At 60.0% G+C, this 16145-nt stretch carries 8 protein-coding genes; 3 read left to right on the forward strand and 5 right to left on the reverse strand.

The features are described 5' to 3' along the window. Window positions 1-230 precede the first annotated feature (230 nt). The gene (locus NMA52_RS08040) at window positions 231-2897 is read left to right on the forward strand and encodes a PKD domain-containing protein (protein ID WP_254827148.1); all 2667 of its coding nucleotides are present in this window, start codon (window positions 231-233) and stop codon (window positions 2895-2897) included. Window positions 2898-3054: 157 nt separating this feature from the next. Next, the gene (dnaE, locus tag NMA52_RS08045; protein WP_254827149.1) at window positions 3055-6594 is read left to right on the forward strand and encodes a DNA polymerase III subunit alpha; all 3540 of its coding nucleotides are present in this window, start codon (window positions 3055-3057) and stop codon (window positions 6592-6594) included. 6 nt (window positions 6595-6600) lie between these two features. On the opposite strand, the gene NMA52_RS08050 is transcribed toward dnaE, so the two are convergent. The 5 genes from NMA52_RS08050 to NMA52_RS08070 all read right to left on the reverse strand — a co-directional run bounded on the left by NMA52_RS08050 (window position 6601) and on the right by NMA52_RS08070 (window position 15429). Beyond that, entirely contained in the window at window positions 6601-7881 is a 1281-nt protein-coding gene (locus tag NMA52_RS08050) for a Gfo/Idh/MocA family protein (RefSeq protein ID WP_254827150.1), read from the reverse strand. Window positions 7882-7939: 58 nt separating this feature from the next. Beyond that, window positions 7940-9136: a hypothetical protein gene (locus tag NMA52_RS08055; RefSeq protein WP_254827151.1), complete on the reverse strand. Its 1197-nt coding sequence runs from the start codon at window positions 9134-9136 to the stop codon at window positions 7940-7942. 182 nt (window positions 9137-9318) lie between these two features. After that, window positions 9319-10509: a hypothetical protein gene (locus tag NMA52_RS08060; protein WP_254827152.1), complete on the reverse strand. Its 1191-nt coding sequence runs from the start codon at window positions 10507-10509 to the stop codon at window positions 9319-9321. A 241-nt stretch (window positions 10510-10750) separates the two neighbouring features. Beyond that, window positions 10751-12439, reverse strand: coding sequence for a RagB/SusD family nutrient uptake outer membrane protein (locus NMA52_RS08065; RefSeq protein WP_254827153.1), 1689 nt, complete (start codon window positions 12437-12439; stop codon window positions 10751-10753). Window positions 12440-12450: 11 nt separating this feature from the next. Next, entirely contained in the window at window positions 12451-15429 is a 2979-nt protein-coding gene (locus NMA52_RS08070; protein ID WP_254827154.1) for a TonB-dependent receptor, read from the reverse strand. Window positions 15430-15723: 294 nt separating this feature from the next. Between NMA52_RS08070 and NMA52_RS08075 the strand changes: the two genes are divergently transcribed. Further along, window positions 15724-16140, forward strand: a complete 417-nt coding sequence (locus NMA52_RS08075) for a VOC family protein (RefSeq protein WP_254827155.1) — start codon at window positions 15724-15726, stop codon at window positions 16138-16140. Window positions 16141-16145: the final 5 nt, after the last annotated feature.

The raw sequence follows: 16145 nt of genomic DNA on the forward strand, positions 1-16145 counted from the left end.
AGTTCGCCACGCGCGATACCCTCCGCACCGTGGGGCTACCCTACTACGGCACTACCGCCGTGCGGGGTACCTGCCTCGTAACCGTCCTTTTTTACTACACGATACCGTTCGTAGGCTGGTGCTATCCGTGGCATTATGTACACCTTATTCAAACACCCTAAAGATTCTATTTCATGCAATACTTTACTCAACCAATATGCAGGATACTAAGCTGTATCCTCCCCTGCCTTATGCTGGCATCCCTGCCGTATACCGTGCAGGCCGGTTCCTCTTCCCAGGAAATTCCGGGAGACCGGGACAACGACGGCATCCCCGACGAGGAAGACACCTGTCCGGACCGGGCCAACCGCGACCAACTGCTGTTCAACTACTACCCGGATGCGGACGGCGACTCCTACGGCACGGATGAGGGGGTCGTTCAGGCCTGCGACCAACCCGCCGGCTACACCACCCGGGGGGGCGACTGCAACGATACCGATCCGGACATCAACCCGGGGGCGTTAGACGTGAATGATGTTACGTTCCTGGCTTTTGAAGACGAGGTAGACGGTATCGATAACAACTGCGATGGAAGTATCGACGAAGGCCTTATAGGCAGCAAGGACCGTTCGCAGCCAGCTTTCTACGAACCGGAGTGCGCGGAGACCGGGAGCGACTGGACGCTGAAACTGGATAAGGACGCCACCAATCAGCGATACTTTGTAGTAGAAAATGGCCGGAGTACCCTAACCGTGCCCGGCAATGATCCGCAGCAGCGTATCCGGATCGAGCGGTTTATTGATTCCCATTACGATATAGATAAATTCTCCTTCTCCGTTAAGGCGCGTAAGTCAACCGGCAACGGGAGTAATAGCCTGTGGATAAGGGCGAACGATGGAGAATGGAGCACGTTCGACTTCAATGCCGGCGATACGTTTGACTGGTTTACGTTTAAGCTCCCACGCTTAGAGTACGGTAACAACAACATCGATATAGTATCGCGGGTGGATGGCACCGACGTAGACCTGTTCCTACTGGATATTGGCGGAGACCCCCCCTCTTACTATGAGTGGGACCCCGACTACCGGGACGAGTGCGGCGGGGTGTTCTTCGACCCCAATCGCGCCCCGACCGCCCTGGCCACGGCCGACGTCACCTCCGGCGTCGCACCGCTCACCGTCCGGTTTGACGGCAGCGGGTCTTCCGATCCGGAAGAAGACTCCCTCAGCTACCACTGGGAATGGGAAGGCGGCTCGGCGACCGGCATGACGCCCACGGCCACTTTCGCGCCGGGCATTTACGAGGTTACCCTGACGGTAATGGACCCGGTCAGAAATACCGACCAGGCGACCATCTCCATTGTTGCCTCGGATGCGAACGTCGACCCCACTACGGAATTCTGGCTGGAGGCGGAGTGTGCCGAGGTCGGCAGCCACTGGCAATACCTGGAGGATACCACGGCTTCGGTCGGCCGCTCGGTAGTGGTAACCGACCGGCGTTCCGTAACCGCACCTCCGGACGATCTGCCCGAAAATCGGCTGCGCTTCTACCTCTACGGGGCGGAGGCCGGCAATTACCGGCTTTTTGCCCGCATCAGCGCGCCCGGTCCGGACAACGATTCCTACTGGGTCCGCGTAAACGAGGGACCGTGGTTACGCTGGCGTGACGGGATCCGGCGCGACGGAAGCTACGCGTGGAACCGCTACCGCGATCACCTGCTCTCCCTCACGGACGGTGACAATACCGTGGATTTTGCCTACCGCGAGAGCAATACCGAACTGGATAAGATCCACCTCAACCTGACGGGCGAAATGCCCACCGGCCTGGGACTGACGGCGAGTAACTGTACGCCCTTCATCGACACCGACGGGGACGGGGTGGCGGACGATCAGGACAATTGTCCGAACCTGCCTAACCCCGACCAGACCTTGCCGATCTTCTACGGCGACTTCGACGGCGACGGCTACGGTGACCCCGACGATACCGTACGTGCCTGTACGGCCCCGGTAAATTACGTCGACAATGACCTGGACAACTGCCCCGCCCTCAACACTTTGTACAACATAGATTCCGATAACGACGGGGTCGGCGACGCCTGTGACGAGGATTATTCCGGTCCTACCAACTTCTGGCTGGAGGCGGAGTGCGGCATGGTCAGTGCCGGATGGCGGCCGGGCAATTTCGGCGGTGCATCCAACGGAAAGTACCGGTACTACCTGGGACAACCGCACTTTAACGAACCCACTGCGACCGACCCCGCGGCGGAGCTCACTTTCCCCCTTACTATCACCGAAGCGGGAGATTACCAGGTGTTCCTGCGGATGAACGCGGTAGACAACGGCAAGAACTCCTTCTGGGTGCGTTTCGATCAGGGAGAATGGGTACAGATGTGGCAGGAGATCGGAGGCACCCAGCTCAAAACGTCCGGCTTCGAATGGAAGCAGGTCAACGACAGTGGCATCGCGGTTTCCTTCCCGCTCGTACCGGGTGACCATACGCTAACGATCGCGAACCGGGAACCGGGCACCCAGCTGGACAAAGTCTTCATTACGGCACGCTCCGCCGCGCCCACCGATGTAGGTCTGCCGGCCGGCAATTGCGGTGCCGCGCCGCTTGCTCGAAATGTAGCCGTACCGGTCAATCGTCCTCCGATTACCCGCTCCGCCGCTCCCGATCTGTCCCTTTACCCCAATCCGGTGGCCGATGAACTCACTCTGGAAACGACCAGTCTCTACGTCGGACAGGTACTGGCCCGCATCTACGACGTCAACGGTCGGATGATCCGGGAACTGACTTACGACAAGGCGGCCGAGCGCTTACAGCGGAGTGTCGACGTCCGTGCATTCGCGCCGGGCGTCTATCGTCTCCAGCTGATCGAGGGTGACCGGCAAGTTGCCCGGTCGTTCGTCCGCCACTAGGCGGTTACGTTCACCACTTTATTTAATGAGGGCCGGACCTGCGGGTGCCGGCCCTTTTTGTTGGTTACCCACATAGCCGCCGGGGTTTTGTGGATAACTTTTTGTTTGAAAAAGGCGTTTTCTGGGTACCTTGCCGGGGCCCGAAAGTCCGACCATTATGCCCGAATTTTGCCACCTCCACTGCCACACCCAGTACTCCTTGCTAGACGGCGCGTCCGAGATCGGGGTGATGATGGACAAGGCGGTGGCCGACGGGCAAAAGGGCGTGGCCCTGACCGATCACGGCAATATGTTCGGGGCGTTCAAGTTCGTCGCCGAAGCCGATAAGCGTGGGATTAAGCCCATGATCGGCTGCGAATTTTACCTCGTGGAGGATCGCCACAAGAAAGCCTTCAGCCGGGCCAACGGGGAGCGGGACAATCGCTACCACCAGCTCATGCTGGCCAAGAATAAACAGGGTTACCAGAACCTCGCCAAGCTGTGTAGCATCGGCTACATCGAGGGACTGTACGGTAAGTACCCGCGGATCGATAAGTCCCTCATTGCCCAGTACAGCGAGGGGGTCATCGCCAGCAGTTGCTGCATCGGCGCGGAGTTGCCCCAGCTGCTCATGCAGGGCAAGGACGAAGAAGCCGAGACGGCGCTGAAGTGGTGGCTCGATATTTTCGGCGAGGATTACTACATCGAACTGCAGCGTCACCGCGGACTGGACAACATCGACAACCTCGGCGTCAGTCAGGAAGACATCAACCAGAAGCTGCTCCGCCTCGCCCGTAAGCACGACGTGAAGGTGATCTGTACCAACGACAGCCACTACGTCGAGGAAGACGATTACCTGCCCCACGATATCCTGCTGTGCGTGAATACCGGCAGCCTCATGGAGGACATGAGCCGCTTCAAGTTCCCGAGCTCCGACTTTTACTTCAAGTCGCAACAGGAAATGGGCCAGTTGTTCCAGGACGTGCCGGAGAGCGTGGCCAACACCATGGAGATCCACGACAAGATCGAGCACCTGAAGCTGACCAGCGACGTACTGTTGCCCAACTTCCCGATGCCGGCCGGCTTCACCTCCCAGGACGACTACCTGCGGCACCTGACGTACGAAGGTGCCAAAAAGCGCTACGGTGAACTCACCGCCCAGGTGACCGAACGCCTCGACTTCGAACTCGAGGTCATCAAGGCTTCGGGTTACCCCGGTTACTTCCTCATCGTCCAGGACTTTACCGATGCGGCCAGAAAAATGGGCGTGAGCGTCGGCCCCGGCCGGGGATCGGCGGCGGGTTCGGCCGTAGCCTACTGTACCGGAATCACGAACATCGACCCCATTAAGTACGACCTGCTGTTCGAGAGATTCCTGAATCCCGAACGGGTATCCATGCCCGACATCGACATCGACTTCGACGACGTGGGTCGCCAGAAGGTAATCGATTACGTGATCGATAAGTACGGCCAGCAACAGGTGGCCCAGATCATTACCTATGGCACGATGGCCGCCCGCTCCTCTCTGCGCGACGTAGGGCGCGTCATGGACGTGCCCCTCAGCGAAGTGGATAAGGTAGCTAAGTCCTTCCCCGCCCAGCTCGGCGCCACGCTCCGCGACGTGCTTGCGCCTAAGGATATTCACCCCAAACTAAAGAGCAAGCTCAACGGCGACGATACCGAGAAGGCCTACCGCTTCCGCCAGATGGCCGAGCAAAACGACCAGATCGGCGAGCTGATCCGTACCGCCGGTAAGCTCGAGGGCAGTATCCGCAACACCGGCGTCCACGCCTGCGGGGTCGTGATCACCCCTACCCCGGTGACGGACCACGTCCCCGTCACGGCCGACAAGGACACGGGGATGTACATCAGCCAGTTCGACAACTCCGTCGCGGAAACCGCCGGCCTGCTGAAGATGGACTTCCTGGGCCTCAAAACGCTGAGCATCATCAAGGATGCTCTCGTTATGGTGAAGGAAAACCACGGCGTCGACATTGACATCGATGCCATCCCCCTTGACGACGAACTGACCTACGCCCTCTTCCAACGCGGCGAGACGAACGGCATCTTCCAGTACGAGTCGGGCGGGATGCAGAAGCACATGAAGAACCTCAAGCCGACGACCTTCGACGACTTGATCGCCATGAACGCCCTGTACCGGCCCGGTCCGCTGGAGTACATCCCCGAATTCATCGAGCGCAAGCACGGCCGCAAACCAATCGTGTACACCCTCGACGGGGAGGAGCAGTACCTCAAGGAGACCTTCGGCATCTACGTATACCAGGAGCAGATCATGTTGCTCTCCCAGTCGATCGCCGGCTTCTCCAAGGGACAGGCTGACGTCCTTCGCAAGGCCATGGGTAAGAAGCAGAAGGCGGTGCTCGACAAGATGTTCCCCACCTTCATCGAGGGGGGCAAGGCCAAGGGTCACCCCGAGGACAAGCTCGGCAAGATCTGGAAGGACTGGGAAGCCTTCGCCTCCTACGCCTTTAACAAGTCGCACTCGACCTGCTACGCCTTCGTCGCATACCAGACGGCCTACCTGAAGGCGCACTACCCCGGGGAGTACATGGCCGCCGTACTGACCCACAACAAGTCGGACATCGGTAAGCTCACCTTCTTCCTCAAGGAGTGTAAGCGCATGAACGTACCCGTACTCGGGCCGGACATCAACGAAAGCCAGTCCGAATTCTCGGTCAATAAGGACGGGGCGATCCGTATCGGCATGACGGCCCTGAAGGGGGTCGGGGAAGGGCCGGTCGAAGCCATCCTGAAGGCCCGGGCGGAAAAGGGCCCCTTCGAGTCGGTCTTTCACCTCATGCAGCGCGTGGAACCGGGCACCGTCAATAAGCGGGTCCTGGAAGCACTGGTCGACGCCGGCGCCTTCGACTGCTTCGAAGCGGTGCACCGCGCCCAGTATTTCGCGCCCAGCGAGAAGTACGACAGCTACCTGGAGCACGTCACCAAGTACGCCAACGCCTACCAGAGTCAGTTGGCGTCGGCGGCGTCTTCCCTCTTCGGGGCCATGCAGGAAGAAATTTTACCCGACGAGCCCTCCCCGCCCGACGCGCGCGAGTGGAACCTGCCCGAAAAGCTCATGCGGGAGAAGGAGGTCACCGGCATCTACGTCAGCGGCCACCCCCTCGACGGCTACAAGCTCGAGATCGATAACTACGTGACCTGCTCGCTAGCGGAACTCGACCCTCAGAAGTACGGCAAGATCACCCTGCGTCTGGCCGGCATGATCAGCGGTGCGCGCCACATGGTGAGCAAGAACGGCAATGGCTGGGGCATTTTCGAACTCAGCGACTTCGACGAAACCATTGAGTTCAAGCTCTTCGGGGAGGACTACGAAAAGTATAAGCACGTCCTCAATCAGGGTAAGGCCGTCTTCGTCAAGGCCAACTACCGACCGAAGTGGAACAGCGACGAGGTCGAGATCAGCGTCAGCGAGGTAAAGCTACTGGAAGGCATCGGCCGCGAAATGACGGAGGCCATCATCCTCAAACTTCCCCTCCGCGATCTGAGCCCGGAGCTGGTGATCTCCCTCGACGAGCTCTGCCAGAAGTACCAGGGGCGGCAGAAACTGCGCATGGTCTTCTACGATGCCGAGGACGATCTCAAACTGAAGATGTTCAGCCTGAAGCGGACCGTCGATGCCGACACCGAATTCATCAACGAGATCGAGCGCCTGGGCATCAAGTACCGGGTAGCCTAACCGCGCCTACGCCAGGCTCATCCGGTAGTACGGCCCGAGCAGCCGGTTCGCGCTACGGTTGTTGGTGATGCGCTCCGTCGCGGGATCCCATTCCAGCGGTTTTCCGAGCCGGTAAGCGATATTGGCGAGCGAGCAGACGGAAGCCGTCCGGTGCCCCGTTTCCGCCGGACAACTCACTTCGCCCTCGCCCCGGATGGCCGCGAACCATTCGGCAAAGTGCGCCCGGTTAGCTCCGCCGGGGATGCGCTGCGGGCCGTCGCCGTACCCGATCAGTTCCTCCACGCTGCTGTCCAGAATCCCCCGGCTCACGTCGAGGGTGCCCTCGGTTCCGACGAAACGGACCGCGTTCCCGCGCCCGAATTGACGGTGGGTCACCTTCACCCCGTCGTCGTAGAAGAAGGTCAGCCCTTCCTGCGTATCCCCCCCGGGCACGAAGAACCGGGTCGGGCCCGTATCGTCCTTCCCCAGGGCCCACTGCACGATGTCGAACATATGGGCACCCCAGTCGGTGACCATACCGCCTCCGAATTCGGCGTAGTCCCGCCATTTCCCCCACATTTTCATTTCCTGGGTCGGCAGCAACGTTGGGTGATAGGGCCGCGTGACGGTGGGTCCGATCCACGAGGTCCAGTCAAGGCCGTCGGGAACGGGCTGCCCCTCCAGATCGAAGGGGATCGGCGGTGGTCCGATGCTGACGATCGCCTCCCGGATCTCTCCCAGCTTACCCGCCTGAATCAGTTTCACCGCGTGGCGGAAGTTGTACATGGAACGCTGCATACTACCGGTCTGAAGGACCTTTCCGCTTTTCTCGGTGGCCTCGACCATGGCGCGACCTTCCTCAATGGTGTGCGCCAGTGGCTTTTCGCAGTACACGTGCAGCCCTTTCTCCAGCGCGGCGATACATATCGGGGCGTGCTGGTGATCGGGCGTGGCGATCAGCACGGCGTCCAGTCCGGAATGATCGATCAACGCCCGGTAGTCGGCGTAGGTGGCTATTTCCGGGACCGCCCCTGCCCCCGCGGCAGCGTGTTCCTCCCGTCTGGCCTTGGTATAGTACGCCAACTGGGCGGCGTGAACATCACAGGCGGCGATCACTTTGACCCCGTCCATCCGGGACAGGACGCCGCTGAGCCCGTTGGCCTGCCGCCCGCACCCGATCACTCCGATCTGTAGGTCGGCGTTGGGGCTCCCCTTCCCCGGCAGCCCCGCCCGCATCCAGGAAGGAATAAGCGTGAAGGGTGCCGCGACGGCGGCGGTACGGAGCAGGGAACGACGGGTATGGGACATGGAAATTTTTTTGTGCCTGAATATACCGCAACTCCCCCAATACGTCCCCCGGGCTGCGTCAGGGATTCAGGCGATAACCGGCTACCAACCCCACCGAGCGAAAGTTCGTGGAATTCGTGATATAGGTCTGCAGCACGTCCTGATCGTGGGTGTACCTGCCTTCCACCATCCACCGCCCCGAGCGCAGTCCCAGACCCGCGGCGAGGCCGAAGTTCCAGGTAGCCTCGTAACTGCGGACGTGGGGGCCATCCGTGATGAAGGCGAAGCTTTTCCAGGGAAGCTGCAGCAAGCCCATGACTTCCACGAACAGGGCCCGATCCTGACCGAGGTGAACGTAACGGCGCACGCCTAGCGGAAGGTTGAGCGAGCGCAACCGAACGGACGATGTCCGGTTGGGCAGGGTATCCCGCAACGTATTGATCCGCTGCAGGTACAGCTCGCCGAACACCGCCCACCGGTTGTTCGCCAGGGGAAGTACGATCTCCGTCCCTACGCCGAGACTCACCCCGTAGCTGGCTTCCAGGGGACGGTCGGCGTGTCCTCCGAATCCGTTATCCACCAACGCATTTCCGAAGAAATAGGCTAATCCCGGACGGGCGTACAACCGGAAGCGATCGGTGGCGTAACTGCGGACGGAATGGGCAAATTCCACTCCCCGACAAGCATTGTACTCCTTGAAGTAGGCCACGAGGGCCCGCCGGTCGTAAGCCAGCTCCCGGAGGGACTGGTCATTCGCCTCACAGTTCACTTGGCTACGCAGTTGCCCCCGGTACAGGTCCTGCTCCACGATGTTGTCGCCCCGCTGGTACCGTCGCCGGATGAGTTGTACGGGGACCTCGTCGCCCTTTCGGTAGAAAAATCTCCGGATTTCCCCCTCCTCCCAGTAGAGTAGGTCGGTTTCCCCGTCGATCAGCAGTTCCAGGAACGCCTGTTGTTCCCGGTATACCGGTTCCTCGGATCGGCTGAGCTCGGCCAGGCGATCGCTGGATGCGTCAATCTTCACGGTGGCGGCGACGTAGCGTAGACTGCCGTCCGTTAGTCCGAATTCCGCGATCCGATCGTAGCCGGCGGTTACGGTTTCCCCGTCGGGCGTCCGGTAGCGGATGCGCGTCGGGTTATCTACCCAGTCGGCGTTGTATATATCCACGGCTTGACGTTGTCCGTTGGCAAGGACGACGTATCCCGGCTCGAAGCCGGCCTGTCCGTAAAGAGTGAGCGTAAACAGCCAGGCGAGCAGGGTAAAGCACGGGTTCATGCAGGTAATTTGCAGTGAAGCTAATTCCGGATTTACTGTTGTCGGATTTTATTTTCGGCGGTAGCGGCGGCGCGCGGGAGCCCGCTAATTCAGCAAAGAGCGATCACTCCGGACCAGTCACATTCCGCACGCAAGGACAGCCTGGAAGGGACGGTATCGCCACCTCACGACCAGTAGGCCGCTCAGCGCAGCCGGTAGTTTATCATCATCCGAACGTCCCAAAAAGCAGTAGCGAAGTAGGCGTATTCCCGCAACATATCCCACTGCCTACTACCCTGAACTTCGACCGACCACCGTTGCCGTTGGAGGCCACCGGAGATTCCGACTTGGTAATTCCACCGGGGTTTAAGCTGGTGGGTGTGCTGAGCGCCCCCCCGCGAGTACACCATCCCGTCAAGGGGTACTTGGAACACACCCAGCGCGCGAATAAACGCGGCGGAACGGGCCGATAGATGAATATAGCGTTTGACCCCGAAGGGTACGTTGATCAATTGTAGGTAAACGGCCGATCCACCGGAAGGCGGCACCAGCGAGGTGCTGCTGATTCGCTGATATTGCGCGCCGAAGTGCACCGCCCACCGCTGTTTGGCCAGGGGAAGAATTCGTTCCACCGTGAGTCCGAGCGTCTGGGAGTAGGTCGTTCCTATCGGTTTGTCGCTTCCGGCCAGCAGATGCCGGGTGGGACCGGTATAGAGCCCCATTCCCCCACCGAGCCAGACCTGCAGGGGTGAGGAGGTAGGCGCGGGCCGGTAGGTCTTTGAGAGGTTTCCGGTGCAGGCGTTATAGGATTGGAAATAGTCCGCCAACTCCCTCCGCGTGTACTTCAGGGTAGAGAGTGCATTGCCGCTTTCCGGGCAGAATACCGCAGATTGTAGTTGTCCCCGGTAGTTATGCTGGGTAATGATCTTACGTTCCTTCAGGTAACGGCGGTTGACCAGTTGTACGGGTACCTCGGAGGCCAGGCGGTAAAAGTATCGCTTACGTTCGCCCGCTTCCCAGTAGAACAGATCGGCTTCCCCGTCCACGACGTACTCCAGAAATACCCGTTCCGTTACCCACTGGGGTTTGGAATGCTGGTCCAGCCCGGCGGTGTGATCGCGGGAAGAATCGATCTCCACCTTGGCAGTCAGGTACCGCAGGCTTTCGTCGGCGAGGCCGAACTCCGCGACCGTCGTCACGTCACCGGTAAGTATTTGCCCGTCAGCGGTGCGGTACTTAAACCGCACCGGGTTATCCACCCACCCAAAATCGTAGACCTCGATCTCCCGGCGCATTCCCTCATGATCGATGAGATATCCGGCTTGGTAGGATGCCTGACCGGTAAGCATTAACGACGGCCAGATCAGTACCACCAGGAAATAAAGTCTAGGCATATTGACAATGACGTTTCATGAGAGCAAAACACGGGCCACCAATCACGCATGACCTACCTTTTCCCTAACGTACACCCGTTCGCCGAACGTCTTATTCCCTCCATTTTAGCATTCGTCGTGGCGGGCGGCGGCGCGCGGGAGCCAACGAAAAAAGCCAGACCGAGCGTGGCACTCGATCTGGCTTTAGTAAGGTAACCTTCACTACCCGGCGGCTGCCGGCTTGATGAGGAATGGCGGTCAATTAGTTATTGTACCCCGTATTCTGCGGATAGCCACCGAGGGTACGGTCAATCTGATCCTGTGGAACCGGGCGCACGACGTGGAAATCCTGAATGTTGGGTCCACCCTCCGGGTTGTACTGGTGTACGCGCTCGACCAGGGTCATGGTGCGCGTCAGGTCGAACCAGCGATGGCCCTCACCGACGAGCTCACGGCCGCGTTCGTCCAGCAGGAAGTTGAGGCTGACGTCTCCGGCGGAGATCTTGATGTCCTCCTCCATACCCTCGACGGCGGAGCGCACGCGGATCACGTTGATGTCCTCCGCGGCACCGTCCAGGTCACCCTGCTTCAGGCGGGCTTCGGCGCGGATCAGGTAGGCGTCGGCGAGGCGCATCAGTACGAAATCACGCTGACCCTGAGTATGCTGGCGGTTGGGGCGGGTGGGGTCCAGCCACTTCTTCAGGGTGGGGTAATTGCGCTCGGTGTACTCTTCGTTCGTAAAGACGAGGTAGCGCGTGCGGGCCTGCCGCGACTGCGGCCACTCGCTTTCCAGTTGCGGGCCGGGGATGTAGATGGCCGTATCGCCCAGGGCGAATTTGGGCTGTCCGGCGGTGCCGTAGCCGGCGGCGGCCTCCTCCGCGCTCCAGGTCGGGATCGTGGATTCGTTATTGGCCAGCCAGGCGTGCTTGAAGGACTTATCGTAGCGGGTGTCGATGGACCGGTCCCACAGATTGAGGGTATACTGCGTGGGGCGGAAGCGTTTCCACGGGCGTCCGTTCTCGACGTCGCGGGTCATGCCGGGCTGATTATCGTACTCCATTAGGAAGTAGAGGTGCCCCCGGTGACCCTCGCCATCGATGCCCTCATCGACCTGTGATTTCGAGTTTTGCACGGTCCAGATCACCTCGGAATTCTGCTCGTTGGAAATGTCCCAGAGGTCTTCGAAATCGTCGAGCAACTCGAAGTCGTAGTCTTCGATCACCTGCGTCATCAGGCTTTCGGCACGGGAGGCATCTCCGGCGTCCGCGAAGCCCGTGTAGCTGCGGCGCATGTACACTTTGGCCAGCAGGAACTGGGCCGCCGGTTTCGTCGCGCGGCCGTAATCGCCCTGTTCGGCCGGCAGGTTAGCAATGGCAAACTCCAGATCCGGTATGATCGCCTGGGTATAGACTTCCGACTGGGCGGTGCGGTTGGCCTCCACTTCCACGCCAATGGTTTCTTCCAGCGTGAGGTGGACGTCACCGTAGATGCGTACTAAGTCGAAGTAGTAAAGTGCGCGAAGGAAACGTACCTCCGCAAGGCGGGCCGTTTTCACCTCTTCGGATACGGCTTCCAGTCCCTCGGACCGATTGATCACGGCGTTGGCCTGGTTGATACCCCGGTAGTGATCCCGCCAGGTATCGCGGATGAATCGGTCGGACCCGTTCAGGCGACCGTCGTAAGCGTTGATACCCTTAAAACTACCGTCCGATCCGTTGGTGTAGGTATCGGTACCGAATACGGTCATGGTAAACCCGCGCTCCACCCCGTAGAAGGGCTTCATGAAGGAGTAGGTGGCCTTTACGGCATCCTCGAAACCGCCGGCGGTGGGATAGTAGGTCGCCGCCGATACGCCGGAAATAAGTTCTTCCTCCAGGTACTGATCGCAGGAGGTGCTATAGGCGCCCAGCCCGGTAAGGGCGAGGGCGTAGATGAAATGTTTGATTTTCACGATGGTACTTTTTAGAAGGTGGCACGTACGCCAGCCAGGATGATCTTGTTGCTCGGAATAACGTCGTTCTGCGAGGGGTCCTGAAGTTCGGGGTCGAAGCTCTCGTACTTCGAGCTGAACCAGAGGTTCTGGCCCGATACGTATACCCGCAGACGGGACAGCCCGAGGCGGGTGATCACGTTGTCGGGTAACTCGTAGCCCAGTTGCACGTTGCGCAACTTGACGAAGCTACCGTCGAAGTAAGTGAGCGTGGATCCGTTACGGGGGCTCTCCTGGTTCTCGTTCGGCCGGGGGTTCGCGTTCGTGGGATTATCGATGGTCCAGTAGTCGACATCGAGGTTGTTGTAGCGGGCAAACAGCGAGTTGTTGCTGCCGTGGAAGCGACTGGAGATCATCTGCCCCTGGCGGAAGAAGAGGAAGAAGGACAAGTCCACGCCCCGGTACTCGAACCGGTTGGTGAGTCCGCCGAAGAAATCGGGGACGTCGTTGCCCAGGATTACCCGGTCGGCGGGGGTGATGACGCCGTCGCCGTCGATATCGTCGAGTTTGATCTCCCCCGGTACCTTGTTCTCGCGGCTGTCAGCCAGTTCCACTTCGTTGGACTGGTAGATGCCGATCTTGCGGTAGTCGAAGAAGACGTTGATGGGCTGGCCGATGAACCACTGGTTACCGACGTCGTCGAGCGGATTGCCGTCACCGTCGAACAGGGCCAGTTCCGTGATTTCTTCCCGGTAGCCGGAAATGTTGAAATCGACGTCCCAGTTCAGACCGGTGGGGTTGTTGAGGATACCCGCGCCGAGCACGAGTTCGGCACCGTTGGTCCGGGTAGAACCGACGTTCTGCAGAATGCTGGAGTAGCCGGAGGTCGGCGGCAGGTTGCGGGCCAGCAGCAGGTCTTCGGTGTTCGTGCGGTAGATCTCGAAGGAGGCGTTGAAGCGACCGTTCAGTACGTCGATGTCAAAGCCGGCGTTGACGGTCTTGGAAACTTCCCAGCCCAGTTCGGAATTGGGGATGTCCCGCAGGGCAAAGCCGAAGGCGGGGCTTTCGTCCCAGGCGTAGACCGTCCGCTGCAGACCACCCTGGGTCTGGTAGGGATCGACGGAGGTGTTACCTACTTCGCCGTAGCTCGCCCGCAGTTTCAGGCCGTTGAGCCAGCTCAGTCCCTGCATGAAGGGTTCGGCGCCGACGCGCCAGCCGACGGAGATGCCCGGGAAGTAATTCCACTGGTTACCCGCGGCAAGGCGGCTGGAACCGTCGGCCCGCAGGCTGGCCTGCAACAGGTATTTACCGTTGATGGCGTAGTTGACCCGGCCCATGAAGGAGGCGAGTTGCCATTCGGTCAGATCCGACTCGATATCGCCCTTAACCTCCGCGGTACGGAGGTTATAGAACAACTGGCTCTCGTAGGGAAGGTTGGTCACGCTGGCGGCAGCGCTCTCCGTCCGCAGACTCTGGATGGACTGCAGCAGGGTAACCCCCAGTTCGTCATTCGCTCCGATCGACCGGTTGTAGTTCAGGATGTTTTCCAGGGTGTAGCCGAAATCCTGCACGTTCTGAGTGCTGGCATCGGCGGGGCCTCCCCGGTTGTTGTTGGTCAGACTGCCGTTGAAGGCACCCCGACGGTAATAGCGGATGTCAGGACCGAAGTTGGTGGTGAACACGAGGCCTTCCGCCAGATTCGCCTTCAGGTACAGCGGCGCGAAAATGCGCGTTACGCGGCGATCGTCCACTACGGCGTTGGGCTCCAGTTCCGCCAGGGGGTTGGTCCGGATACCGTCGTTGGTGGGCAGGAAGCGTACCGAGCCGTCCTCGTTGTACGCCACGCCGAGGGGGTTGTTGGCCAGTGCTTCGAAGATGGTCGCCGTGGAACCGTAGTTCTGCAGGGAATTGGAGGCGGTAAAGGAGATACCGGCCTGGAAGATGCGTCCGATCTTCTGGTCCAGGTTCACCCGCGCGGTGAAGCGGCGGAAGTCCATGTTGGAGATGATGCCCTTCTCGTCAAAGTAGCCGAGCGACATATTGAACTGGGTGCTTTCGTTGCCGCCCCGTACACCGAGCTGGTGGTTGGTCTGCCAGCCGTTGCCGATAACAAGGTCCTGAAAGTCGGTGCTGCGTCCCAGGGCGATGCTCTCGAGCTCGGTGGGATCCTGGAAGACGTCCTCGTCCGTCGGGATGGCGCCGTTCCAGCCGTCGCGCTGACTTTCCCGCTTGAGGGCCGCGAACTCCGCGCCGTTCATCATATCGACGGTGTTGAGGGCGCTGGTGCCGCCGTAGTAACCGTCGTAGCTGACGATCGTACGACCGGCCGAGCCGCGCTTGGTGGTCACGATGATGACGCCGTTGGATCCCCGGCTACCGTAAATGGCGGTGGCGGCGGCATCCTTCAGGATCTCCATCGACTCGATGTCCTGGGGGTTGATGTCCGCAATGGCACTCGTGCCGGAGGTTTGGGGGATTCCGTCGATGACGAAGAGGGGGTCGTTGGAGGCCGACAGGGACCGCCGGCCACGCACCCGGATGCTGGGGTTCGCGCCGGGGCGACCGCCGGGGCTGACGATGTCGACCCCGCTCACCTGCCCCTGCATGGCCGTGACGGCACCGGGGGTAGCGATTTTCTTGATTTGTTCGTCGTCCAGACTGGCGATGGCGCCCGTGACGTCTCGCTTCTTCTGGATACCGTAGCCGACGACGACGACTTCGTCGAGGGTCTCGGCATCTTCCAGCAGGACGATCTCGAAGGCCGTTTGGTTACCAACTTGAATGATCTGGCTTTCGTAGCCGGTATAGGTGACGACCAGGTGGGGATCGTCGCCGGTGACGCTGAGGGAAAAATTGCCATCGATATCGGTTACGGTTCCGGTATTGGTTCCCTCTAAAAGTACGGTCGCTCCGATGAGGGGTTCCCCGGACTCGTCGGTTATGACCCCGGTGACCTGGGCGCTGAGCACGCTGATCCAGCCCCAGCAGAGGAGGAGTAAAATTGTTCGCATGATTACGTTAAGCTAGTGTGAGATAGTTGATTCTTTCGAACCTAGTGAAATTCAGGAATAAATATACCCAATATTAAGACTTTCGCAAGATAAAGCAGGGAAATACACTTATTCCGGTGTCTTTCGTTGCTCCCGCGCGCCGCCGCCCCCTACCCCGCCGGTGGCCGTTTCGGTCGGTCTACGGCCTCGGTCGGTTAACACCCCGGGCGTTCCCCTTAGGCCCCGATTGCCCCCGCCGAGTGGTTTCGCGTGCCGACAAAAAGATTACCTTAACTCTACTAATTTCCTACCTGCATGACCAAGCAAATATGGCTTAACCTGCCCGTCACCGACGTAGCCGCCTCCCGTAAATTTTTCCGCGCGATCGGCTTTCGGGAGAGCCCGCGCCACGCCGGTAATCCTCACCTTGCCGGTTTTCTGATCGGGGAGCACGACTTCGTCATGATGCTCTTTCCGCAAACTGAGTTCCAGAACTTCACCCAACTACCCGTCACCGATACGGGTAAGTCCTCGGAGGTACTCATCAACGTCGATGCCGAAAACCCCGCGGCCGTGGACGCTATGCGGGACCGGGTCGCCGCGGCCGGCGGGAACATCTACACGCCCCCTACCCTCGTCAATGGGTGGATGTACCTGTTCTGCTTCGCCGACCCCGACGGACACCGGTGGTGCGTGATGCACATGGACGAATCCGCGATGCCCGGAAAGTAAGGCGC

Origin of the sequence: Lewinella sp. JB7, from assembly GCF_024297185.1 — a bacterium.
Classification (GTDB): Bacteria; Bacteroidota; Bacteroidia; order Chitinophagales; family Saprospiraceae; genus Neolewinella.